Origin of the sequence: Natrinema caseinilyticum, assembly GCF_024227435.1 — an archaeon.
Lineage (GTDB): Archaea > Halobacteriota > Halobacteria > Halobacteriales > Natrialbaceae > Natrinema > Natrinema caseinilyticum.
Window position 1 is genome coordinate 2,799,507 of the sequence record NZ_CP100445.1, and the last position, 24,697, is coordinate 2,824,203.

Annotated in this window: 20 protein-coding genes, 2 tRNA genes and 1 pseudogene; 14 read left to right on the plus strand and 9 right to left on the minus strand. The window is 62.6% G+C overall.

Annotated elements, in window-relative coordinates:
* Nucleotides 1-202: 202 nt before the first annotated feature.
* On the plus strand, nt 203-1,705 hold the full coding sequence (locus NJT13_RS13650) for a class I adenylate-forming enzyme family protein (RefSeq protein ID WP_254522198.1): 1,503 nt from the start codon (nt 203-205) through the stop codon (nt 1,703-1,705).
* Nucleotides 1,706-1,870: 165 nt separating this feature from the next.
* Here NJT13_RS13650 and NJT13_RS13655 read toward each other — a convergent pair whose 3' ends face one another.
* On the minus strand, nt 1,871-2,644 hold the full coding sequence (locus NJT13_RS13655; protein WP_254522199.1) for an IclR family transcriptional regulator: 774 nt from the start codon (nt 2,642-2,644) through the stop codon (nt 1,871-1,873).
* 620 nt (nt 2,645-3,264) lie between these two features.
* Here NJT13_RS13655 and NJT13_RS13660 point away from each other — a divergent pair.
* Nucleotides 3,265-4,251, plus strand: a complete 987-nt coding sequence (locus NJT13_RS13660; RefSeq protein ID WP_254522200.1) for an LLM class flavin-dependent oxidoreductase — start codon at nt 3,265-3,267, stop codon at nt 4,249-4,251.
* A 215-nt stretch (nt 4,252-4,466) separates the two neighbouring features.
* Here NJT13_RS13660 and NJT13_RS13665 read toward each other — a convergent pair whose 3' ends face one another.
* From NJT13_RS13665 to NJT13_RS13675, 3 genes are all read right to left on the minus strand, one after another.
* On the minus strand, nt 4,467-5,603 hold the full coding sequence (locus NJT13_RS13665; protein WP_254522201.1) for an acyl-CoA dehydrogenase family protein: 1,137 nt from the start codon (nt 5,601-5,603) through the stop codon (nt 4,467-4,469).
* Nucleotides 5,604-6,736: 1,133 nt separating this feature from the next.
* Nucleotides 6,737-6,810 (minus strand) — tRNA-Ile (locus NJT13_RS13670).
* 67 nt (nt 6,811-6,877) lie between these two features.
* Entirely contained in the window at nt 6,878-7,477 is a 600-nt protein-coding gene (locus tag NJT13_RS13675) for an FxsA family protein (protein WP_254522202.1), read from the minus strand.
* Nucleotides 7,478-7,641: 164 nt separating this feature from the next.
* Between NJT13_RS13675 and NJT13_RS13680 the strand changes: the two genes are divergently transcribed.
* Nucleotides 7,642-9,318 (plus strand): DUF255 domain-containing protein, encoded by a 1,677-nt coding sequence (locus NJT13_RS13680; RefSeq protein ID WP_254522203.1) that lies wholly within the window; start codon nt 7,642-7,644, stop codon nt 9,316-9,318.
* 82 nt (nt 9,319-9,400) lie between these two features.
* Nucleotides 9,401-10,204, plus strand: a complete 804-nt coding sequence (locus NJT13_RS13685) for a TrmB family transcriptional regulator (RefSeq protein WP_254522204.1) — start codon at nt 9,401-9,403, stop codon at nt 10,202-10,204.
* Here NJT13_RS13685 and mptA read toward each other — a convergent pair.
* Nucleotides 10,201-11,127 (minus strand): GTP cyclohydrolase MptA, encoded by a 927-nt coding sequence (gene mptA / locus NJT13_RS13690; RefSeq protein ID WP_254522205.1) that lies wholly within the window; start codon nt 11,125-11,127, stop codon nt 10,201-10,203. The genes NJT13_RS13685 and mptA overlap by 4 nt on opposite strands.
* Nucleotides 11,128-12,018: 891 nt before the next feature.
* On the opposite strand from mptA, the gene NJT13_RS13695 reads away from it, so the two are divergent.
* The 3 genes from NJT13_RS13695 (at nt 12,019) to NJT13_RS13705 (ending at nt 14,740) form a co-directional block, all read left to right on the plus strand.
* A complete protein-coding gene (locus NJT13_RS13695) occupies nt 12,019-12,939 on the plus strand; it encodes a nucleotidyltransferase domain-containing protein (protein WP_254522206.1) in 921 nt (306 codons plus the stop codon).
* 316 nt (nt 12,940-13,255) lie between these two features.
* A complete protein-coding gene (locus NJT13_RS13700) occupies nt 13,256-14,026 on the plus strand; it encodes a DNA-directed RNA polymerase subunit epsilon (RefSeq protein ID WP_254522207.1) in 771 nt (256 codons plus the stop codon).
* A 51-nt stretch (nt 14,027-14,077) separates the two neighbouring features.
* Nucleotides 14,078-14,740 (plus strand): DsbA family oxidoreductase, encoded by a 663-nt coding sequence (locus tag NJT13_RS13705; RefSeq protein ID WP_254522208.1) that lies wholly within the window; start codon nt 14,078-14,080, stop codon nt 14,738-14,740.
* 14 nt (nt 14,741-14,754) lie between these two features.
* Here the strand turns inward: NJT13_RS13705 and NJT13_RS13710 are convergent, their stop codons facing one another.
* Entirely contained in the window at nt 14,755-15,591 is an 837-nt protein-coding gene (locus NJT13_RS13710; RefSeq protein ID WP_254522209.1) for an NAD(+)/NADH kinase, read from the minus strand.
* A 220-nt stretch (nt 15,592-15,811) separates the two neighbouring features.
* On the opposite strand from NJT13_RS13710, the pseudogene NJT13_RS13715 reads away from it, so the two are divergent.
* The 6 genes and pseudogenes from NJT13_RS13715 to NJT13_RS13740 all read left to right on the plus strand — a co-directional run bounded on the left by NJT13_RS13715 (nt 15,812) and on the right by NJT13_RS13740 (nt 21,069).
* A pseudogene (locus tag NJT13_RS13715) lies at nt 15,812-16,926 on the plus strand (KaiC domain-containing protein).
* Nucleotides 16,927-17,141: 215 nt separating this feature from the next.
* Entirely contained in the window at nt 17,142-17,438 is a 297-nt protein-coding gene (locus NJT13_RS13720) for an amphi-Trp domain-containing protein (protein WP_254522210.1), read from the plus strand.
* A 1-nt stretch (nt 17,439) separates the two neighbouring features.
* Entirely contained in the window at nt 17,440-17,802 is a 363-nt protein-coding gene (locus tag NJT13_RS13725) for a hypothetical protein (protein ID WP_254522211.1), read from the plus strand.
* 85 nt (nt 17,803-17,887) lie between these two features.
* Nucleotides 17,888-18,325 (plus strand): universal stress protein, encoded by a 438-nt coding sequence (locus NJT13_RS13730; protein WP_254522212.1) that lies wholly within the window; start codon nt 17,888-17,890, stop codon nt 18,323-18,325.
* Nucleotides 18,326-18,504: 179 nt separating this feature from the next.
* Nucleotides 18,505-19,998 carry a hypothetical protein gene (locus tag NJT13_RS13735; protein WP_254522213.1) on the plus strand — a complete coding sequence of 498 codons (1,494 nt, stop codon included), beginning with the start codon at nt 18,505-18,507 and terminating at the stop codon, nt 19,996-19,998.
* A 105-nt stretch (nt 19,999-20,103) separates the two neighbouring features.
* Complete coding sequence (locus NJT13_RS13740) at nt 20,104-21,069, plus strand: transcription initiation factor IIB (RefSeq protein WP_254522214.1); 966 nt, start codon at nt 20,104-20,106, stop codon at nt 21,067-21,069.
* A 227-nt stretch (nt 21,070-21,296) separates the two neighbouring features.
* Here the strand turns inward: NJT13_RS13740 and NJT13_RS13745 are convergent, their stop codons facing one another.
* Complete coding sequence (locus NJT13_RS13745; protein WP_254522215.1) at nt 21,297-22,721, minus strand: hypothetical protein; 1,425 nt, start codon at nt 22,719-22,721, stop codon at nt 21,297-21,299.
* A 136-nt stretch (nt 22,722-22,857) separates the two neighbouring features.
* Nucleotides 22,858-22,928 (minus strand) — tRNA-Gly (locus NJT13_RS13750).
* A 355-nt stretch (nt 22,929-23,283) separates the two neighbouring features.
* Between NJT13_RS13750 and NJT13_RS13755 the strand changes: the two genes are divergently transcribed.
* Nucleotides 23,284-24,078 (plus strand): NAD+ synthase, encoded by a 795-nt coding sequence (locus NJT13_RS13755; protein WP_254522216.1) that lies wholly within the window; start codon nt 23,284-23,286, stop codon nt 24,076-24,078.
* A 50-nt stretch (nt 24,079-24,128) separates the two neighbouring features.
* Here the strand turns inward: NJT13_RS13755 and NJT13_RS13760 are convergent, their stop codons facing one another.
* Complete coding sequence (locus NJT13_RS13760; RefSeq protein ID WP_254522217.1) at nt 24,129-24,662, minus strand: GNAT family N-acetyltransferase; 534 nt, start codon at nt 24,660-24,662, stop codon at nt 24,129-24,131.
* Nucleotides 24,663-24,697: the final 35 nt, after the last annotated feature.

Here is a 24,697-nt window from a genome sequence, read left to right on the forward strand (position 1 = left end):
CGTATGACCCGTTCGCCTTCCGACTCGCCCGTTCCTGGCGTCTCTCCCGAATGTCAGCCTGTGGCGACTCGATAACGCTTCGAATCCGTGTCACGTCGACCGAATTACCGTGGATCATACCACGGAACATTTTTAGTGATTCAGAGATGAACTCCCGGAAAGGGTCGTTCAGCAAGAGCGACCTGTAGTGGACCACACAACTATGAACTTCGTCGATTACCTCGAGCTACACAGGCGTAGTAACCCCGCACAGACGGCAATTCGCTCGGATTCGGATAGTTGGACGTACGAGGAGCTACTCCACGACGTCCGCCGATTTGCGACCGTCCTTGGGCGGGACGAAATCTCGTCTGAAAGTCACGTCGCCGTGATGCTTCCGAACACCTACGAATTCGCCGTTGCACTGTTCGGGGCGCTGGCGCGCAATCACATGACCGGCTTGATAGACCCTCGAAGCAAGCACGGCGAATTGGAAGCGCTCCTCTCGCAGATGGAACCGGCTGCGGTCGTAACGACTGCAGAGAACGCGGGTTCGATCAGGGACATAGATCCGGACGTTACGATTTATTGTACCGAGGCGGTCGACGGCGCACACCTGGATTTCTGGGGGGAGATCGAGACTGCAAGCGGTGAATTCCGCGTTCCCGAAACGCTCGGCGAACGGGAAGCGCTCATGTTGCATACCAGCGGCTCTACCGGCCAACCGAAAGCGGTCGTTCATACGCACGATAGTTTCATCGCCGTAAGCGACCTCGCGACGATCTCGTACGAACTCCATTCGGACACTACCTACCTGGCTGCTCTCCCGTTGTACCACTGCTGGGGACTCATGAATCTGGGTGCGACGTTGAAAATCGGCGGCGAAGTGGTCCTCTTGGACCGGTGGAACCCCGAAGTGGCGATGAAGCGAATCGACGAACACGAGATCGATTTCTTCTCCGGCGTCCCGACGATGTACAAAGACTTGATGGCGTCCGCAGCGTCCGACGCCTGGAACCCGGCGTCACTCGAGGTCGCGATCACCGGCGGGGCTCGCGTCCCGTCGGATCTCATTCCGGACGCGGAGGCGCTTCTCGAGTGTCCGGTCCTCAACGGATGGGGGATGACCGAGACCTTCGCCGCTGGCGTCTGGGAAGAACCGTCCGTGGAGCGTCGGATCCCGAGCGTCGGAACGTCGAGCGATCGGCTGTTCGAGGTCAAAGTCGTCGACCAGGAAGACGGGACGGAACTGCCCCGCGGTGAAGTCGGGGAACTCCTCGTCAGAGGTGACGCGGTAATGAAGCGGTATCTCGGACAACCGACCGAGACGACCGACGTCTTTTCGGGCGAGTGGCTACACACGGGCGATATCGCACGTATCGACCGGGACGGGTACGTCTATCTTCAAGACCGCGAAAAATACATGATCATCACCGGCGGCGAAAACATCTATCCTCAGGAGGTCGAAGACGTAATCGAGGAACTCGATGGCGTCCAGAACGCGGTCGTTGTCGCGAAACCCGACGAGCGGAAGGGCGAGAAACCGGTCGCGTTCGTGGAACGAAAAGGGCGCTCCGAGATAACGGCGGACGAAATCAAAACGCACTGCCTCGACCACCTCGCGGCGTACAAACACCCTCGAACCGTCACGTTCATCGATGACCCGCCGCGAAATTCCGTCGGCAAGATCCAGCGAAGCGAACTCGAGGAACAGGCAGTCGAGTAGTCGGCCCAGCGTACCGGACGGCGGGTCGCGTGGTTCACCCCGCCCGTCGGGGCTGGAACGGGAGACGCCACAGACAGCCGACTCGCTGGGATCATCCCAGGACGGCAACCAGTTTCGATACACGCGTTTCGACCCGGTTTCGATCGCACCGACGCTCGCGAACCGTCAGACCGCCGTGTAGAGTTCTTTCGACTCGGCTTCGAATTCGCTTTTCCCGTCCTGCAGGAGTTCCACCAATTCGGTCTCGATCATTTCGTCGGTCATCTTGTATTTCGGGCCGCTGATCCCGAAGGTCCCGAAGAGAGAGCCATCTGGCTCCAGGATCGGTACCGCGACGGCTCGCATTCCCTCGATGCACTCCTGATAGCTCACGGCGTAGCCCCCTTCCCTGATCGTCTCGAGTTCGTCGAACAAGCGTCGTTCCGATGTGATCGAGTTCTCGGTCCGGCGGGGCATCCCCCATTGATCGATGATCTCTTCTACTCGTTCTCGAGGCAGGTGAGCGAGGATCGCCTTCCCCTGGGCGGTGTTCGTCATGTGGAAATACTCGGCAACCGTAAACTGTGGATTCTGGATCCCGTTGATCGCGAGATGAACGGTCAGAATCCGACCGTTTTGCTCGACACAAAAATCGACGTATTCATCGCATTTGCCCGCCATTTCCTTCACGTACTGTTCCGCGAGCTCGTACGCCTCGTTGCGGCGTTTCGTGTATTCGCCGAGGAAGAGGAATTTAAAATCGAGGTGGTAGATCTCTCCCCGCTTCGTCACGTACCCGTTTTGTTTGAGCGTGTTCAGGTGACTAAAGATCGTGCTTCGAGCGAGATCGAACTCGTCTGCGAGTTCCGCCATCGTCGCTCCGTCCCTGCGCTGAATTTCCTCTATGAGTCGAAGCGAGGTCTGTGTCGCCTGCACCAGATTTGTGTCCGTTGGTGGCATAGCACAATGATGTCTCCGATAGCTTATAAAAGTTTTCCAGAACCGAACTGTAATGATCCGTTCTCCGACGACGTCCCATCGTCAGACCCGCGGCGAAAATTTGCCGGAACTCGAGACGGGTGCTATCCTCGCGTTTGGTATTGGTTGGCACGAAAATCCACAGTCACGACGACTCGCCGTTTTACCGGGATGCCGATGGACCGCTCACTCGGATTCACATCCATAGGATTGTAAAATCTCGCCAGGGAATTTACAACCGTATTGATGTAACGCAAATCACGGCCGCCCATATAATAGTTTCCGAGAGTCGAACGATCGATCGTCGTCTCGAGTGGCACCTTCTGGACCTGCGTCGGAACCGGGACGCGTTCGGAGAGTCGGAGTTTCTGGCCGCCGAGCGAGCCGACGGGTTCCCGAGAAAAGCCCTGACGAAATGCCAAGCCGTGACCGCGACGCGGCTGATCTCCGCTTCGGCTGGCGGGTCCGACCCAGATGCCCTGACTCGGGGTCTCCCAAAAGTATAATTAGGTAAGGGCCGATTCGGCACCTATGCGTCGAGATTGGATGACGGCGGATAGATATCGCTCCGGAACCATCGCTTTCCCTGACGGTGTCGGAGTATGAACGTTGGAATAAACGTAAGCGACCTCAAATACGATCTGATGCGTGACTACGCGGTACGGGCAGAAGAAAAGGGACTCGACTCGGTCTGGGTGGGCGAGACGTGGGGATGGGAGGCGTTTACACTGCTCGGCGAACTGTCGCAGCTCACGAACGAAATTACACTCGGGACGGGTATCGTCCCCGTTTATACGCGTTCACCGGCGCTGCTCGGGCAAGCGGCTGCGACCGCGGCTGAAGCGTCGGACGGTCGTTTCGTCCTGGGACTGGGGACGAGCGGTCCCGCGGTTATCGAAAACTGGCACGGAGACGATTTCGAACGGCCGATCGGTTACACGGCCGAAACGATCGACGTCGTCGAGCAGGTCCTCTCGGGCGAGACCGTTTCGCACGACGGGACCTCGTTCCAGCTGGACGGGTTTCGATTCCGGGCGGAACAAGAGACGGACGGGATACCCGTCTACGTCGGTGCCCTCGGGGCGTCGAACGTCAGAATGAGTGGCGCCCTCGCCGACGGTTGGATGCCGATTTTCGTCCCGCGCCCCCGTATCGAGGCCCTCTACGAAGAATTCGCCGAGAGTGCAACACAGCGAGGTAGGGACCCTGAAACCCTCTCGGTCGCACCGAACACCGTCGCGGCCATCAGCGAGGACGGTACCAGAGCGCGACAGGCAGTCAGACATCACATTGCCTTCTACGTCGGTGCGATGGGTGACTTCTACCACCGCACCCTCTCGGAGGCCGGTTTCGAGCGAAACGCAGACGCGATTCGAGAGGCCTGGCAGGAAAGCGGCCCCGAGGCGGCCGCCGAAACGATCAGCGACAGCGTTATTGACGAGACTACTATCGCCGGAACACCGCGTCAGGCCCACGAACAACTCGACTCATTCGCCGAGACACCGGCGGACGAGATCCACTTGTTCTTCCCGCGCGCGGCGGGGACGGACCTCATGGAATCGACGATCGACCACCTCGCCGAGTACTGACCTCTCGTCCCTCTTCGTTCGCGCTCGCGAGCGTGTCGTGACGACTCGTCGTCTTTCGATGACCCGTCGACGGACGGGTTTCGAGGTCACCGAGACAGGGTTTTCACGCCGAGCGGACCGGAGCGAACGGAGACGGTGCCTCGAGCGGAACCGGGCTGCAGCCTACTTCGACCGGCGATGGTGACACCGCCGGCGGCGTCTCGAAAGTCGCCTCGTCAGTCGAACGTCGAATCGCCTATCACTTCCCGCATCACTTCGTTCGTCCCTTCGTAGATCTGGGGGATCTTCGAGAACCGGAAGTACGTTTCCACCCGGTATTCGTCGAAACACCCGTAGCCGCCGTGAAGTTGCACCGCTTCGCTGGATACCTCCTCGAGTAGCGTCGTCGCGACGAGTTTTGCCATCGCGGCACGCTCGGTATCGAATTCGTCGGCGTCTTCGCATTCGCGGGCCGTTTGATACACGAGCGAGCGGGCGGCCGCCAGTCGAGCGCGCAGGTTCGCGACACGGTGGCGTACTGCCTGCTTTTCGGAGACGGACTCGCCGAAAACCTGGCGCTCGGAAACGTAGTCGATCAGCATCTCGAGGGCACCACGAGCAGCGCCGACGGCGGCGACGGCGACACCGAGTCGGCTTTCGTCGAGAAACTCCATGACGTGATAGAACCCCCGTCCTTCGGCGCCGAGACGGTCGTCTTCGCTGACCCGAACGTCGTTGAGAAAGACCTGTGCGATGTCGGTCGTCGCGGGGCCGAGATGCCCCTCCATCGGCGTCGTCTCGAGACCCGGTGTCTCCGTCTCGACGACGAATGCGGTAATTCCCTCGTGCGCCCGCTCCGGCGAACTCGTTCGGGCGTACACCACGAGGAAGTCCGCGACGCTCCCGTTGCTGATGAAGACCTTGTCACCGTTGAGGACGTATTCGTCGCCGTCTCTCTCGGCGGTCGTCTGGATACGAGCGAAATCCGACCCGGCCTCGGGTTCGGTCATCGCGACTCCGCTTACCTTCTCGCCCCGGGTTGCGGGCAGCACGTATTTCTCGATTTGCTCGGTCGTTCCGTGTTCGACGATCGATTCGCAACCGAACGTGGCGGAGGTGACGCTTTCTGCGATACCCGGGTCGGCCCGATGGAGTTCCTCGTTGATGAGCAGTTCAGTTACCAGATCCATTCCGGCACCGCCGTGGGTTTCGTCGAACCCCGGAGCGAGCAGGTCGATGTCCGCGGCGTGCTCAATGATGTCGATCGGATACGTCCCGTTTTGCTCGTACTCGACGGCGACGGGCTCGATCTCCTCTTTCGCGAATCGCCGTACCTCTTGCTGGACAAACGCCTGCTCGTCACTCAATCGCATACCTATGGGAGTTCTCCGCATTCGTTTATACCTGTCGGTGTTCCGAACCGCGAAACCGCCGGTTCGGTGGAGACGGTCTGCTCTTCGAACCCGTCAACAGCGGGACCAATCGGTCTCTGATCGAGACGGGAAACGGTGGCGTCCTCGTGTTCTCGTCATCGCGGGTATCGTCGACGATCAAGTGGATCGGCTTCCACCGGCAGGGCTCGTCACCGTCCGGCCTCGGTGTCCAGGTTCCCGCGAATTCGAAGCGATTGCCCCACCATGGCCGAGAAAGCAGGAGCGCAGTCGTGACACGGACTCGAGAGGGATCGATGTGGCGTCTCCGGGAGAGATCTATAGAGATAAAAAATCAGTCAAATGCGAGTTTGTATGTGGAAATAAACATATATGGGGTCGGTCTCGTTCTCACTCCCTCGGTAGAGACACTCGAATTCTCTCGTTGCCGTGTCGTATCGACCCGCGGTTTTGCTTCCGATAGACGATGAGTAACCCCTCTTTCGATTCTGATCTATTCCGTATTCCTCCGCTATAAAACCACTAACACAATCTTTATTCCCACATAGTGGTGTGTTTGTTGGAAATTTTTGGTGATAGCGTCTCTATCGGTTCGGTGAGTGTCGGGGTTTGGTGGCGATCGAAGCCAATTGGTTTTCGCCGCGAGAACGATGAGCAGTTCGATCGGTGCGGGTGTAGTTATTTCACTGACCTATATCGAAGGCTATCTTTCCATTCGCAATATAGTGTCTTATTATGATAATATCTCCTTTCGACTCGGTCAGTCGACTTTCTCGAGATATCTCTTCGGCATCCGTCACCCGGCATCCGGCTGCCGTCTACTCTGTGGAGACCCGGCCCCGACAGGTGACGGCTCACAGATGTCCCGCGTTCGGAAAGTGGGACTCAGACCGCACACTCCAGGGAACGGGAAATCAACGGCGCCACGTCGACCGTCGACGAACGATAGCCAGCAGTCCGGTTGCGTACGGACTGCTCACCAGTGGACAGTCGCCTCGCATTCGAACCACCTGAAGACGGTCTCGCTCGCTTCGCTCTCGAGCGTGCGCCTTCCGTACTCCAAACTCGAGTCGGATACAAAACCGCGGCTCGCGGTGTTGCTCGCCGCAAAAGGATGGGCCAACTCGGATTTGAACCGAGAGCCTCCACCTTATCAGAGTGGCGCTCAACCTGATTGAGCTATTGGCCCGCTTCGCAATCAGTTGTTGCCGGGTGGTACGTTTAAACGTTTCTTTCTTCGAGGGCCGTGGGAACCGCTATCGGGCGAGGGGATCGTCGTCTCGCTCGTCGTCGGCGTCGTCCGTGCGCTCGTCCCCGAAGTCGATCGTGTACGACTCTTCGGCGTCCCCGTCGCGGACGCTGTAGTCGTCGGCACCGAGATCGTACGTGCCGCCGTCGGTCGATTCGGTGGCGCCGCCCTCCGCTCCTCCCTCGGGAAAGCCGACCGTCCAGACGGCCCCGCTCGCGAGTCCGCCGGTCTTCTTGTCGGCGTACGGAACGATCACGAACCGCTTGAGCGCGGCTCGGATCGGAATTCGCGTCAGCGGAACGGCGAGCAGAAACCCGATGACGTCGGTCACCAGACCGGGGGTGAGCAGGAAGGCTCCGGCGGCGATCAACAGCCCGCCGTCGAGCAGTTCGTTGGTCGGCGGCGTGCCCTGGGCCATCGACCGCTGCATCTTTCTGATCGTCCGCCGTCCCTCCGCTCGGACCAACAGCATTCCGACCAGTCCCGTCAGGACGACGAGCAGCACCATCCCGATCCAGCCGATGAAATCGAACTGGGTGACGATGACCGCCAGCAAGACGGCATCGAGAAACGGAATGAGCAACAGCGCGAAGATCCACCAGAGCATACCCCGACTAGGGCTCGAAGGTTGAAAATCCTTTACTCTCGTCCCACGACGGAGCCACCGCCCCCGCCTCGAGGTCGCACCGGTCGATACAGCGCGGGCCGGTGGTGGTCGCGTCCCTCTCGAGCGAACGAAGGGCTTACGCCCGGGACTCCCGACGATCAGATATGAACGATGTAACGCGCGTCGAGTGGCGCGAGTGGGGGCGGGCGGCCTTCGACGAAGCGTCGGCGGACGACGTCCCCGTCTTGCTCTCGCTGACTGCGACGTGGTGCGACCACTGCCACGAAATGGACGCAGAGACCTACGCGGAGCCTCGCATCGCGGCGAACGTCAACGATAGCTTCGTTCCGGTACGGGTCGACGTCGACCGCTACCCGCGCGTCCGAGATCGGTACAACATGGGTGGCTTCCCGTCGACGGTCTTTCTCGCGCCCGACGGACGGGTCCTGACCGGTGCTGGCTATCTCGGCCCCGACGGAATGCGCCAGGTACTCGACAGCGTCCGAACCATGTGGCAGACGAACGGCAGCGGGGCCGCACGGATCCCTCGCCCGCTTCGGGAAGACAATCCACCGGCCGGCGAGTTGACGGCCGACGTCGAATCGGCCATGCTCGGCCAGCTCTCGGAGACCTACGACGAGGTCGCCGGCGGCTGGGGCCAGAGCCCGAAGTTCCCGCTGCCTGACGCCCTCGAGTTCGCGCTCAAACGCGATCGAGAGATGGCGCTTCGGTGTTACGACGCCGTCGGTGCAAATCTGTTAGACGAGTACGACGGCGGCTTCTATCGCTTCGCGACGGAGCGCGACTGGTCGGGGCTCCAGCGGGAGAAACTCCTCGATTCGAACGGGGCGCTCGTGCGCGCGTTCGCCAACGCGTACCTGCTCACGGGGAAAGACGAGTACCGCGAGCCCGCCGAGCGGACGGTCGAGTACGTGACCACGACGCTGTGGAACGGCGACGCCAACGCCTTCGCGAACAGTCAGGCACCGGGCGAAGACGACGCTCACAGCATCGATGCGACCGATCGGGCGAGCGCGGACGAGCCGCCGATCGACCGCGGCGTCTTCGCCGGTTCGAACGCGCTGGCGATCGAAGGTCTGTGTACCTTCTACGCCTACACCGACGACGACCGTGCCAGGCGGTACGCCGAACGCGCACTCGAGACGCTTCGCGAAGACCTGCTCGCCGACGGCGTCGTCCGGCACGCGCTCGCGGAAGCCGACCGCGAGGGCGCCGTCTCCGACCGAGACCGTGGCGCTGCCGGCGACCGCCCCGTCTGCCTCCTCTCGAATCAGGCGCGGGCCCTCGCGGCGTTGACGACGGCCGCGAGCACCCTGGAGTCGGACGTTCTCGACGATGCGGTGTCGATCGCCGATACGACGATCAATCGCCTCCACGACGGGGAGTCGTTCCTCGACGGTCCCACCGACGGAATCGGCTTGCTCGATCGGCCGCTGCGTCCCCTCGATTCGAACGTCGCGTTCGCCGACGCCCTGCTCGAGCTCGCCGTTCTCACCGGCACGGACCGGTACCGCGAGTACGCACGCCGGACGCTCGAGGCCTTCGCGGGTGCGAGCGACCGCATCGGCGTCCAGGTCGCGCGCTACGCGTCGACGGTGTCCCGGCTGCTCGAAGGACCGCTGGTGATCCGCGTCGCGGCCGAGCCAGGGTCGGACCTCCATCGTGCGGCGCTCCGGCTCGCCGACCACGAGAAGGTCGTCGTCCCCGATGCGGCCGAACTCGAGACCCGAACGGCGAGAGTCGAACGCGGCGATCGTGTGTCAGCTGACGCCGAAACTCCGGCCGAGTTGAGCGATCGCGTTGCGTCCGTTCTCGAGTGACGTCCGGGTCCGAACCGCCCGTGTCCGCTATCGCGTCAAACTACCACAGCGTTTATGTTTCTCCGGTGGGATGGTTCCCGATATGGCCAGCCTCAGGGATCTCGGGCTCTCCGAGTACGAAGCTCGAGCCTACCGATCGTTGCTCAATACCGGCCCCACAACGGCGAAGGAGTTGTCACGAGCGAGTGACGTCCCGATGGGGCGCATCTACGACGTCTTGAACAGCATCGAACAGTACAATCTGGTCCGGAGTCAGACCGCGAGCCGACCGAAGAAGTACGTCGCCGTGGAGCCGTCGACGGCGCTCGATCGGCTGCTCGACGACAAGAAACGCGAACTCGAGGAGAAAGCAGATCAGTACGAGTCGATCGTCGACGATCTGGCCGACGAACTCGACGCGGCCGAGCCGGTCGAAGAACAGTTCTGGACCGCCGCCGTCGGCCCCGAAGAGACGATCGACCTTCTCCTCGAGCGCCTCGCAGCGGCCGACAGCGATATCGTAATGGTCTCCGCGGATCCGGCACCCCAGTGGGACATGCAGGCCGTCAGTGAGGACGTCAATGCGCAACTCGAGGACGCCCTCGACCGCGGCGTCTCGATCGATCTCTTGATGACCCGCGAGATGGTCGCCTCGCTGTCGGAGGACGTAGGCCAGCGCTATCGGGAGACGCTCCAGCAGCGCGACGACTTCGACGTCCGCACGAACGACGACATAACGGGTTCGTTCAACATCATCGACGGTGTCGAGGTGTGCATTCAGGTGCCGAACCCGCTTTCGTCCGGGGAGGCGTTCGGAATGATCGACCTGAAAGATCCGGAGTTCGCCGCGAACGTCCACGAGGAGTTCATCCCGCGGTGGAAAGAAGCGGAACCGCTCCAGTTTTAGGGCGCAATTTCGCCGCGTAAGGTTCCCATTTCGACGACGCGCTCGGCGTGGGCGTTGTGCTGGTGGATCGACTCGTCGTTGGACTGACTCATCGTGATCACCGCGTCGTCGGGCAAGTGGTCGAATTCGTCGACGACGCCCTCGGCCAGCGCTCGCACACAGTCCTCGACGAACTTGGCGTCCGCGTGAGCCTCGTAGGTCATGTGGTCCTCGTCGGGCCGTTTCGCGAGGTTGTAGATCCGCGCGCTCATCGAATCTCGAGCGATGTCGATGATGTCGTTCAGGTCGACCGCGGGATCGCCATCGGCTTCGACGGTCAGCGTCGCGTGCCCGCGCTGGGAGTGGCCCGGTTGGGGCACTTCGTCCAGGAACTCCGTGATCGTCTCTTCTTCCACGCCGAGGTCCTCGAGCGTCTGTTTCGCGCGAGCGGCGGACATCCCTTGCGAGCACGGACAGACGGTCATGCCGGTGACCTGGGCACCGATTTCTTCGCGGGTTCCCTCGTCCGTGGCGGTCGCCGAGGCGACGATGTCGACCATGTGCTGGGTCTCGCGGTCACTCGCCGGCGTCCGCTCGCGACGCATGTACTCCGCTTCCATCGAAACCTCGGCTTTCGACGTGTAGTCGTGTTTCTCGAGCAATCGCTCGGCAGCCTCGCCACAGACCTCTTCGACGCTGTAGGCCTCTTCACGGGTGGCGTCCTCGAGGATCTCGTCGATGACCTCCATGTTGCGGCTCATGTCCGCGCCCTTACGCCAGGCGGGGAGGTCGACGAAGACTTCGAACTCGGCGGTGAGCACGATGGGGCGCTTTCCGTCGCGGGCCAGTTTGACGAGTTTGTCGACGCCCGTGACGCCGACCTGGCTCAAGCCGACGGTGACGTCGGGTGACGTCGCCTGCACGTCCGGCAACTGATGACTCATTGGCCGCATTCGGGGGAGCGTGCGATTCAACCTTTCGGAACCCGAAGTCGCCGTGGGGAGCGGTTCGACCCGGTCTCGGTATCGGCTCGCGCCGTCGCTTCTTTAAGTGCTTCTGGTCACAAGGTGGAGCTATGACGGGAGACGGTTCCTCTCCGGTACCATTCGTTCGATAGCCACGACGCCGCGTTTCGACCTCTCCGTTCGGTAGCGAGAACCATCTCGGTACCGGAACACGGGTCGCGAGTCACTCGTGCGACTCGAGAGGTGCTCTGCAACCGTCGGCGGGACGAACCACGGACGGGAGGAGAAACGCCGCACCGACGGCGGCGATCGACCCGTCCGTGCGGTGCACTGCCAAGACGGCGGCCAGCATCTCGGTGACGTTTTTGTCCGTTTCAGTCGGCTCCAACTCGAACAGTGCTGACTGGAGGGCGGCCGTTATTATCGTACCCGGTCGATTGTGAATGCGCCGATCGAACTGGTCGCCGGGGTACACGTCGGACGTGTTACGGCGGGTCGAAAGTGAACTGGACCCGCCCGAACGGCACCGCAGGCGACTGTAACTCGAAAGCCCGTTCGATATCGACCGGCGCGCTGTCGTCTCGGCCGTCGTTCGTTTAAGTACTTCTGGTCACAAGGTCGAGATACGACGGGGAGGCGTCGTTCTCGAGTCCCAGAACTGGTGAGCGACGGCCGTGTCCGCCGTGGGCGAACGTCGAGTCCGTCGCCGCCCGGTTTCGTCGTCGACGGTGGATGGCCGGGCCGAGTCGTGGCCGGCCGCGATTCTTTAAGTGCTTCTGGACACAAGGTAAAGCTACGAAGGGCATTCGTCACCCGGTCGACTCACATTTTGAGCACCGATTTCGTCTCTTCCGCCGTCGAGCCACTGCTATGGCGACAGTTCCCGACCACGTTCGAGAGACCGTCGACGACCATCTGACCGCGATCGAACGCGAGAACGACGTCGCGGTCGCGCTGGCCGTCGCCCGGGGGAGCCACGCCTGGGGTGCAGCCAGTTCCGACAGCGACTACGACGTCGGGTTCGTCTACGTGCCGACCGATCTTCGGCGGTACGCTCACCTCGGCGGCGTAGCCGGGGTGATCGACGCGGAAGACGGCGAGTTCGAGTACCAGGGCTGGGACGTGCGGACGTTCGCGGGCTTGCTCGTGGATTCGAACGACGGTGCGATCGATCTCCTTCGAAGCCCGATTCGCTATCGCGTCGCGTACGACCCCGCGGTCCTCGCCGCGTACATCGAGCGGGCGTACAACCCGATCGACCTCTATCACGCGTGGCGCGGGATTGCGACGAACAACTACCGGAAGTACGTCTCTCACCACCTGGTCCGCACGGACGACGAAATCTTCCCGATCGTCGAGACGGACGGCGATAGTTACGTCGTCGAGACCGACGACGGCACGACGACGGTCGCAGCCGACGACGACCGGTTTACGGAAACGGCGACGAGACCCACGGTGAAACGAAATCTCACGATCTACCGGGCGGCCATGTCCGCGCGGTATCTGAAAGAAACGGGGGAACGCGGCGACCACGACTTGCCGGCGCTCGCGTTCGATCGCTTCCTCTCGAAACAGGCTCCGGCGGTCTTCGCCGACGAACGGATCGAGCGTGCGAGGGCGTTGCTCGAGCGGAAACGTGCGGGTGAGGGGGCGGCCGTGGTCGGTGACGCGGTTGGACCCGAGTTCGCTCGGCCGCCGCGGCGTATCGACCCTGCGATCCACGCCTGCGACGGCCCCAGCACGACTCGTATAAACGGGTTCGTCGACGAGCTAATCGACGCGGTCCAGTAACCCGAGCGATCGGTTTCGACAGCCGACGCGCCGAGCGATTTTGCACCGCGTTCGATCGATCGGCCGTCGCTCCGTTTTCGAGCCGTCGTTTAAGTGGTTCTGGTCACAAGGTGAAGCTACGAAGAGATTCTCGCGACGCCGTCGGACTCGAGAGAGACGCGGGGCTTGCGTATGGCCGCCACGAATCGGTTGCTCGCCGGTGATCGCACGTGATCCGTGTCGACCGCGCGGTACCTGTTCGAGTATCTGAACGTCTGGCCGAGACGGTACTGAAAGGAGCGAGCCTTTTTCACGCTCCCCCTCCGAGCGACAGACGATGCAAGACGACGGTGCCGACCCTGGTCCACCCACGGCGGGTGACGTGGCCGTAGCGGACGGCGTCGACCCCGACCCCGAACGCGAACGCCGCCTCGAGACGCGGCCCGGTTCCGGGGCGCTCTCGCGAGCGGACGTGCAGCGCGATTCGTCGGTTCGACGATGGGGCGTCGTCACGCCGAGTGCGACGGTCATCGGCCGCGCAACGTCGCCCGACGCGGACCTTTCGGAGAGCGTGCGCCGCCTCCACGACGAACAGCACGCGGCGACGCCGGGCTACGGCGAACGCGCCCACCGACTCGATCGACTCCGAACGACGCAGGCGCTGTGTAACGCCCTCGAGGTGACGCCCTGGCAGCGCGATTTAGCACTCGGCGTCATGGACGAGATCGACCTCACCGAGTTCGGCAGCCAGCGTGCGATTCCGAAGGTCGCGCTCGTGGTGATTCGCCACGTCGTCGACGTCGACCGACAGCGGTACTTCGGACTCGACGACATCGACGCGCAGTCGCTGTCGGCCGACCGGATGGAAGAACTGTTCGCCCAGTACCGGGCCCACGACATCACCGACGACGGAACGTTCAAGCGACTCGCGGCGGACTACGGGCTCGACACCACGAGCCTGAATCGATTGCGCCGCGTCCTGAAATCGCAACTCGAGGACGATCTCCCGGCCTACGGTCGCAACCCGTACCGCGATCCGAATCTGCCGGACGTGACGGAGTCGGACGCTGCGGGCGCGGACGCGGCAACGACCGGCGGGCAGAGCTGAGCGGCCTGCCGGTGGCCGGCACTTTTTGCCCCGCGGCACCCAACCGGTGGTATGGCCGACACAGGCACCGACGGGACGCCGACCGGCGACCGGATTACGATGTACGCCGACTACGTCTGTCCGTTCTGCTTTCTGGGCACGCGCTCGCTCGTGCAGTATCGAGAGCGCCGCGACGAACCGCTGGCGGTCGATTGGCACCCGTTCGATCTCCGACACGGGAAGCGGAACCCGGACGGGACGATCGATCACGACGTCGACGACGGGAAAGACGACCAGTACTACGAGCAGGCAAAGCGGAACGTCCGTCGGCTCCAGGCGGAATACGGCGTCGAGATGAGTCTGGACATCGCCACGGATATCGATTCGTTCGACGCGCAGGTGGCCTCGTGGTACGTCGCCCGGGAGTATCCCGACCGGTGGGACGCCTTCGACGAGGCGGTCTACACGGCGCTGTGGCAGGAGGGACGCGACATCGGCGATCGTCGAGTCCTGCTCGATCTCGCGGAAACCGTCGGTCTCCCGACAGACGAGATCCGGGCGGCCATCGACGACGACGACCGTCGGACCGATCTCGAGGAGCGATTCACGGACGCACAGGAGGCCGGCGTCACCGGCGTTCCGACGTTCGTCTCCGACGGGCACGTCGCCCGCGGTGCGGTGCCACCGGCACAGCTCGAGCGCCTCGTCGAGGGCGTCGGTACCGATAGCCGCTGAGCGCTCCCGAAACGCTACTCGAGTTTGTCGAGGCCGTCGAAGAAGTCGGCCTGCGGTCCGGCCAGCGTGACGGAGTCATCCGCGAGCGTGACGGATATCGTCGCGGGCGGCTCGAGTCGCCGTCGGTTTCGTCCGTCGCTGATCGCGTAGGCGCTCTCGGTTCCGGAGATGGTGAGGGTGAGTTCGGCCGTCGGTTCGACGACCAGCGGCGGCATCGAATCGCTGGCGGCCATCTGCGTCACGACGAGCGCGTCGGCCGACGGGTGCACCAGCGGTCCGTCCTCGCTGAGATTGTAGGCGGTGGACCCGGTCGGCGTACAGACGAGCACGCCGTCGACGTGGCTTTCGGTGTACCGCTGCCCGTCGACGCGAACCTCGACCGTCGCGCCACCGCCGGGGCCTCGCCGCGGTCCGTGGACGAGAATCTCGTTCAGCGCGGGCTCGAGCGTCCAGTCCTCGTCGACGCCCGTCGCCTGGAGGCGGGTCAGTTCGCGCCCGTCCACGGCGCCCGTTTCCTCGAGTTCGGCGACGAGATCGGTGACGACCGCGAGCGCGTCGTCCGGAGCGACGGCGTTGAGAAAGCCGACTTCGCCGAGATTGACGCCGAGAATCGGCGTCGGGCCGACCTCGCGGGCGACGAACAGTAACGTCCCGTCGCCGCCGATGCTTACGACGAGGTCGCGACCTCCCATCGCAGAAACCGGGACGGCGGTCTCCCCGATCGCCCCGCCGGTCGCCTCGTCGACGACGACGTTCGCACCCTCCTGTTCGAGGGCGTCGACGAGGTCCGCGGCGAGTTCCTGTGCACGCTCGTTGTCGCGCTGGGCGACGATTCCGACGGCGACGTCCATCATCCGTGGCTACCCGCCCCGTCGTCAAAAAGCCACGCTTGTCCCGGCGGCGGCAACAAGGTTAATCGGGCTGGAACGAATCCGGACATCTACCCCCGCGACGATCTCGTCGCAGTGTCCAGTATGGCGTCCGTCCACTCGAGTACGCGTCCGTCGTGTCGCCCGCGTCGCCAGCCCGGCTCCTCGTGGCGTTCGGCCGCGCCGTGGCCCCTTCCCGCAGGTGATCGCCGTGAGTGACGACACCGACGATTGGTTCGAACGCGCACTCGAGGACGAGGACGAGGACGGAGCCGCGGACGAGACCGGGTCGCCCCCTCTCGACGACGAGCGGGGCGATTCGGGGGCCGAGAAGCAACGCGACTTCGGAGTCGAGGAACTGACCGGTCCGGGGACCGAAGAGAGGCGTGAAGCAGGTGCCGAAGAGAGGCGTGAATCGGGGGTCGAAGAGCGCGTCGATGATGGTGACGACTCGCTGTTCGAGGACGATTTCGGCGCAGCACTCCAGGACGTCGAGTCGCCGGCGATCGGCGACGGCGACCCGGATCTCGCCGCGAGTGGCGGGCCGGAAGGGTTCGAAGATCTCGATTTCGTGTTCGCGGGAGGCGACGAACCCGATTTCGACGAGGAGATCGACTCGGAGCTTCCTCGGCTCGACCTCGGAATCGAGGGCCTCGATCGGATGATCCAGGGCGGTATCCCGGAACGCTCGCTGATCGTCGCGATGGGCAGCGCCGGCACCGGCAAGACGACTTTCGGCCTCCAATTTCTCAACCACGGCCTCGAGCAGGGCGAGCGCGGCGTCTGTATCACGTTAGAAGAGAGCCGCGAGCGGGTCATCAACAGCGCGACCGAGAAGGGGTACGCCTTCGACGAGTACGCCGCCGCCGGACAACTCGCCGTCGTCGACGTCGATCCGATCGAGATGGCAAACAGCCTGGCGTCGATTCGCAACGAACTCCCGTCGCTCGTCGAGGAGTTCGGCGCGTCGCGGTTCGTGTTGGACTCCGTCTCGTTACTCGAGATGATGTACGAAAACCGGGCGGACCGGCGAAACGAAATCTACGATTTCGCCCGGAGTTTGAAGGAGGCGGGCGTCACCGCCTTGTTGACCAGCGAGGTATCGCCCGACACGTCGTACGCGTCGCGATACGGAATCGTCGAGTACCTCACTGACGCCGTCTTCGTCCTGCAGTACGTTCGACCGGACGACTTCCGCGAGACGCGGCTGGCAATCGAGATCCAGAAGATCCGCGACCGAACCACTCCCGAGAAAAGAAACCGTACGAGATCACCACCGACGGAATCTCGGTGTATCAGCAAGCGAACCTGTTCTAGCGGCCGCTGCGGCCTCGAGTTTGCACTTCCGGTTCGAGCCCGCACTTCCGGTTCGAGTTCGCGCTCCGACCTCGAGTTCGCGTTGCGATTTCGGGTCGCGAAGCCGATTCTAGTTCGGTGAGTGAACTGTTGCAGTGGCTTTCGAACGGGTAACTCCGTGTTAGGGCGGCGTTCGTTGCCCATACTTTTGCGGGCAGAACCGCCATGATTCCCGTATGGCGCAACGGACGACGGCCGACGAAACACTGCCTCGAGAAGAACTCTCCGCGTATCTCCGAGACCTCGCCGCCGAGTTCGAGCAGGGAGGCGGATCGATGGAGGACGAACCCGAACCGGGAGAGGACGAACCTGAACCGGGAGCGGATGAAACGGTTACCGTTCCAGTCGGGAACAAGAACGTGTCGCTCCATCCGCCCCACCACGTCGACGTTTCGATCGAGGTCGTCGAACGGTCTTCGATGCTCCGGGGGAACCGCGAGACAGTCGATATCGAACTCAGCTGGAAGCCCTAACATGGCCGTCGCGGACTCCATCCTGATCTTCGCCCTCAGTTTGCTCGTGGGAACAGTCGGCATCCTCGCGGGTGCACGGCTCGTCCTGGACCGTGATGCGGGGTTCGTGAACGCGGCGATGACGGCGTTGATCGGCGCCGTCGCCTGGGCGGTCACGAGCTTTTTCGTCGGTTGGATCCCCGTTCTGGGTATCTTGCTGATGCTGGTCATCTGGGTCGGTATCATCAACTGGCGATATCCGGGCGGCTGGGGATCGGCCGTCGCGATCGGCTTCGTCGCCTGGATCGTCGCGGTGGGAATCGTCTACGCGTTCGCGGCAGTCGGTATCGTCACACCCGACGTGCTCGGCATTCCGGGGATCTAGCCCGTCGACGGCCCGGGAATTTCCACCGGGAAAGAACGTGGCAAACTCCTTTGTCCGTCCGCTCGAGAGGGCTACGTAGACAGCGATGTACGAGACGATCCTGTTTCCAACGGACGGCAGTGACCACTCGAAAACCGTCGCGGACCACGCGACCGACGTCGCGGCAACGAGAGACGCGACCCTCCACGTCCTCTCCGTCGTCGACGACCGCGCCTTCCTCGTTCTCGACGACGACCGTATCGAGCGCGTCCGCGGGGACCTCGAGGAGACGTCTCGAGCGGCGGTCGACGAAGCGGCCACCCGGGCTGCCGATCGCGGTGTGGAGACGGTGACGGCGGTCGATACCGGTCACCCGGCCGAGTGCATCGTCGACTACGCCGCCACCAACGACGTGGATCTGATCGTCATGGGAACGAGCGGCGACGAATACGAACGCAACGTCGTCGGCAGCGTTTCCCAGCGCGTCGTCCGCGAGGCCCCGGTCCCCGTCACGACCGTCGGCCCGAGCGTCAGATCGGACTGACGAGCCCGTCATTGCGAGCGCGAGCGCATCGCATCACCCAGATCCGACGGTCGCACTCGGACGCGACGGTCGATCGACCGATCGAAACCGGTTCCAACACACCGATCGCCGGTTCTCGAGCGGGCCTGTCGATTTCGTTACACACGGTTTGATGTGTTCCTGGTCCCAACTAGGGGGAGATGCGTCGCTCGTTCGTGATCGCCGCAGTCCTGCTCGTTCTGGCGTTCGTGCTGGTCGGCGGTCCGTCGATGGTCCTGTCGCTGTCGACCGGGCAGATAGCATCGGAGGACGCGACGAGAACGAAGACGGTCGATCCGAACGCGGCTCCGGACGTCGTCACGTTCGAAGACTCCGAGAGCGGTTTCTGGCGGTATCTCAGCCCGCGTCAGGGGTTCCAGAAGCGGAGCCCGATCAACGTGATCGTCCGCGGCGACGTCGACGACGTCGAACGGGTCCTGACCGAAGCGGGCGACGGCGACTGGTCGGAAGTCAACGAATCGGAGGAAGTGGCGCTCCCGGACACGTACGCGCTCTTCGGCGGCGGGAACGCCACTGAAAACGAAACCGCAGCGGCGAACGAAACGCTGCCTAACGCGTCCGAATCGAACGCCACCGACGAATCGCTCGCCAACACGACCGACGACGAAACCGCGTCGGACCAATCGCAGGGCCGCGTTCCCGATCTCGACTGGGGCGAAGCCGACGGCGGTATCCGATACGCCTATCTCGACCCCGGTCCGAACGAGCGCGGCTACTGGACGACCGAAACGCTTCAGCTCGAGGACGGCGACTACTACGGCCAGCGATATCACATCCGGCTCTACGAAAGCCCCAACGAGGACGACGACTGGGTCGCCATGCAGACCCACACCGAACACTTCGACTGGTTCACACTCAGACACCGCGTCGACGGCGCCAAAGCCGCCCAGAAGAAGGTCGAGTCCGAGTTCATGTCCCATCCGCGGGTCGACACACAGGACGACGTCAGCCGTCTCTACCTCGCCAACGGCGGTCCGTCGGATACCGACGGGTGGGTGTCCCTCGTCGAACTCGCCGGGTTGTTCGTCGTCCCCACGCTGATCGGCGTCCGCGTCCGCGGGCGCGGCCTCGATACCGACACCGACAGCGGAACGAGCCAATCCACCGAGCGGGTCAGCCAGCGGACGCCGGCCGCCATCGACGACCACTTGACGGACGTCGACCGCCGTCGGATCGCCGCCGCCGCCGCACGCCTCGAGACCGGCCACCTCCTGCTCGTGGTCACTATCCTCGGGCTCTACCTCGGTGTCCGGACGAGCGGTATCTTCCTCGAACACCGGGCCGAATTCCTCACGCCCCACCAGATCGCGGCGCTGCTCTATCCGATCATCGGCGTCGGCATTCCGGCGGCGACGTACCTGATCGCACGCGGACTCACGCGCCGCCTCGACGCCGCCGTCGTCGCTGCGGGATCGCTCGCAGTGGCGATCTGGCTCGATTACGGCCTGCTCGGCGTCGACACGCTCCCTATCGACGTCGTCGTCCAGCGGATGCTCGTCGTCGTCGCGCTCGGCCTGATCGCGGGCGGCGCGGCCAAACGAGCGGCCCGCGATTCGAAGTTCAACGACATGTTGCTGGCCGGAACCGCGATGTGGGTGCTGGTGCTGATCGGAACCCTCTTCGGGTACCTGTGAACGCGTCGTATATTCTTTCGGATACTATCCTGCCCGGACCCGAATTCGAAACCGGTCTGTTTGTGCCAAGTCCTTAAGTCCTTGCACCGTCGTTACCAACACGAAATGGCTAGTCCACCCCGCCAACGTGAACGCGATCCTGAAACGACCGAAAAAACGCAGGACCCTGCGGATCGTGAGCGGGTGTGTGACGAGTGTGAGGGGGGAACCCTCGTCAAAAGCGAGGACCAGGGCGAACTCGTCTGCGACCAGTGTGGCCTCATCGTCGAAGGGTCGAACATCGATCACGGGCCCGAATGGCGCGCCTTCAATCACTCCGAACGGCAGAACAAATCCCGCGTCGGCGCGCCGACGACCCAGACCATGCACGACAAGGGACTGACGACGTCCATCGACTGGAAGAACCAGGACGCGTACGGTCGCTCCATCTCCTCTGACAAACGCAACCAGATGCGCCGACTGCGAAAGTGGCAAGAGCGCATTCGAACCAAAGACGCCGGCGAACGAAACCTGCAGTTCGCCCTCTCCGAGACCGACCGGATGGCATCCTCGCTTGCAATCCCCCGATCCGTCCGCGAAGTCGCCTGCGTCATGTACCGGCGGGCTCTCGACGAAGACCTCATCCGCGGGCGCTCCATCGAGGGCGTCGCGACCAGTACCCTGTACGCCGCCTGCCGCATGGAGGGCATCCCGCGCTCGCTCGAGGAAGTCGCGGCCGTCTCCCGCGTCGAGCGCAAGGAAATCGGTCGCACCTATCGGTACGTCGCCCAGGAACTCGGCCTCGAGATGGAGCCGGTCAACCCGAAGAAGTACGTCCCGCGCTTTTGCTCCGAACTCGAACTGTCCGAGGAGGTCCAGGCCAAAGCCAACGAGATCATCGATACGACGACCGAGAAGGGCCTCCTGTCGGGTAAGTCACCGACCGGCTACGCCGCGGCCGCGATCTACGCCGCGTCCTTGCTCTGTAACGAGAAGAAGACCCAGCGGGAGGTCTCCGACGTCGCGCAGGTGACCGAAGTCACCATCCGAAACCGGTATCAAGAGCAGATCGAAGCGATGGGCATTCACTAGTCCGCTCGATTTACGCTCGGTTGGCAGGTCGGATTTCTTCTTTCGGCGGCTCTCTTCTCCTGCATCGACGAGAGGCCGGGCGTGACAGCACCGGCGGTACCCCGCTCTGGCGCTGACACTCTAATCCGCTCGACTGAGAACTCCTCTCGCCGTTCGAACGCGACACGCGGTGGCCTCGAAGGAGTGAGCCGCCGACGAGGGAGTGAAACTAACGACGGTACCGTCGATCAGTCTTCGTCGTTCTCCGTCGATTCGGGGACGGATTCTCGATTTAGCTGCCACTGTGGATATTCTGAATCGACCATTCCGCTCTCGCCGAAGCTCGATTCGAGAGATCTGACTAACAGTCGTTCGGAGAACCCCGCTACGAAGGCGATCATGAACGCTGCCAACGGGTCGTTGAGTGGGAGCGCGAAAAGGGAGCTCAGTGCACCGCTCTCGAAGAACAGAAACAGCACGAGCGCAGCCGACGCACCGATCGTGACACGAGCGACCGCTAACCAGTCCTGGCCGAGCGTCGGGAGTGGTTCGCTCACCTCTGGAGAGAGGCTTCGAAGTGAAAACAGTCCGCTAATGGATGCCCCGAGGATCCCGAAGAGAACAACCGCGACGTAAATCACGGGTCCGTACGTTTGCGACAGCGGGCCGAACATGTCCCAGATCCCGGACGCTGGTCGAACGAACGTCCCACGAATCCATCCATCGAGAGGTGCGATGTACGGTCCCAGTACGTAGAGCAGCGAAAGGAGACCGAGACTCGCAATAGCGGAGAAGAGAAAGATCAGGAATTGCTGTTCGAGCTGAATGTGCGTTTCACGCACCACTCCGTCCTTCCGATCCAGTATTTTATTCGACTCGATAATATCATCGATAGAGATCGTACTGGATATCCCCTCTTGAGTCGTGAGTAAATCGAGAACGGTCTGTAGCTCCCAACCGGACAACTGGTACCGAGCTTTCGTCACCGCCTTTTTCGCTTCCCTCGTGAGGAACTCCTCCTTCGTCGAAGGACCGTCCAGCAGTTCGTAATCCAGCGCGAGGAGTTCACGTCTGGCCGCGTCGATTCCCCGTAGTGCTATCGCTATGTATCTTCGATCGCCAAATATGGATCTTCGATCGCTAAATCCCCATTCTGCGACTGAATTATGAGCCATCGCGGCCGTCCAGCGCGGATTCTTGTACGCGCGTTTCACTGCTTCTGCATGACACGTATCAGGGTCCTCGGGGAGGTCGATTCCTTCGCTAATGCATATTTTCAACGGGTACTCGTACCTGATCTGATTGTCCACCTCCTCGTAATCCCAGGCGACTTCGGGCGCAGTGTCGGCTCGTTCCCAAACCGCTTCTTCATACTTTCTCACCGGTTGCTCATTTCCTCTCTGTTGTTCGTCTACTATTCGCTCTATTTCCTCTCTGTCGAGGTATTCCGGTTCATTGGTGGGCAGGGATAGACCTGCCGACTCCCTCCTTTCTGGTGAAGCTACTATATGAAATATGTCTGATGGATCTCCGTATTCTCCCGTTTGGTGTGACTGCTCTTCGGCGGGCGGTCCGGTCCCGTCCGGAGTCAGCGGTGCGTCCGTCGTAACGCCTTCGTTCGATTCGGATGATTTCTCGTTTCGCTCGTTTTCCCGCCGCTCATTCGGATTCACCAGTCGGTATAATCGTTGGAAAGTACCCATGCTAGTCGCTATCAGCGACTAGCTGATAAAACTATCAGTAGCCTTTCTGAACAACCGTTTCTGCGCACGGCACTCACGTAACTCGAGTATCCGCCCACCGAAAACATGCGCCGACCGGGAGTTGAACCCGGGCTATGAGCTTGGGAAGCTCATGTCCTGCCACTAGACCACCGGCGCCTATACGGTTCGCGCCGAGGATCGCGACTCCGCGGGAGTTGCTCACCACCGGCGCACTGCGCTCACTTCGCCACCCGGACCTAGCGACCGGTCGCACTTGAACGTAGCGCTCTCGAGCAATTGTATACCCGTGGACCAGAATCGCCCTCTCGGTCCCTGTGTCGAATTCGAACGGCCCATAGTGTCTCCTCAACGGTCCGCCGATGACACCGACGATACAGCGCGTCACACCGGTCTCGTGCTTTCGACAAACGGCGGTCGAACGCTCGGTGCGCGACCCCGTAGAAACCGACCGCGCGGTCACTTTTTCCCGGAGAGGGGAGCCTATTAGACCGCTGCCTCCGAAGTGTCTCCCATGATCGACCTTCGCTTTTCGGAGGCGGAACTGGAACGCCAGCGCGAATACATCACGCAGTTCATTCGCGATCAGGTCGACGCCGCGAATGCTGACGGTGTCGTCCTCGGGTTCTCCGGCGGAATCGACAGCACGCTGACCGGCTATCTCACCGTCGACGCCCTCGGCGCCGACCGCGTCCACGGGCTCGTCCTGCCCGGGACGGTCAGCAGCGACGGGCACATGAGCGACGCCGAACGGGTCGCACAGGACCTCGGAATCAGCTACGACGTCATCGAAATCGAACCGATCATCGGCTCCCTGCTGTCGGCGTACCCCGACGCGGAGGGCGACCACGAAGCGGTCGGTAACGCACGGGCGCGCGTCAGAGCGGTTCTGAACTATCTCGTCGCCAATCACGAGGGCCGGCTGGTCGTCGGGACCGGAAACCGCAGCGAGGCCGCCGTAGGCTACTTCACCAAGTACGGCGACGGCGCCGTCGACTGTCATCCGATCGGGAACCTCTACAAGCGACAGGTTCGACAGCTCGCCCACCACGTCGGCGTTCCCGAGGACCTGGCCGAAAAGACCGCGACCGCCGAGTTGTGGGCCGATCAGACCGACGAGGAGGAACTGGGGATCAGCTACGAGACGCTCGACGACGTCCTCGCGACCCACATCGACGGTCCGCTCTCGGTCGCCGCGACCTGCCGCCTGCTCGAGGTCGAGAAAGAGACCGTCGAGAAGGTTCGGCGGCTGTACGAACGAAGCGAACACAAGCGCACCGTGCCGCCCGCACCGGACCCGCTCGCGTAGGTGCTGTCTCAGTCACCGACTCGACCGCTCGAGTCGGCAGCTGTGACACGTCACTCGCCGCGCCACTCGTCCTCGAGCAACCCGTACCAGTACGCGTCCCGATACTGGCCGTCGACGAATTCGACGTCGCGGTGGACGCCTTCCTGCGTGAAGCCGACCGACTCGAGCAACCGGCGGGACGGCTCGTTGAGTTCGAACACGCGAGCTTCGATCCGGTGGAGCCCGAGCTGGTCGAAGCCGTACTCGAGAATCTGTTCCACCGCCTCGGTACCGTAGCCCTGTCGCTGGTGGTCGGGTGCGATCCAGTACCCGAGTTCGGCCTTTTGTACCTCCCAGTCGATCCCGTTGAACCCGAGGCTTCCCACCGGTGTCGATTCGTCGACGATCAGGAGCGACACGTTCTCGTCACTACAAACGACGTCCTCGAACCACTCGTGTTCTTGTTCCTGATTGAGCGGCCTCGAGCGACCGATCGGCCGCCAGATTCGCGGATCGTTGACCTGTGCCTGCAGGAACTCGAGGTCCTCTTCTTCGATCGGTCGCAACGTCGTGTGATCACCCTCCAGAAACACGGGACCGGACATATTTGCACCATATATGTCAACGCATAAATCGCTTC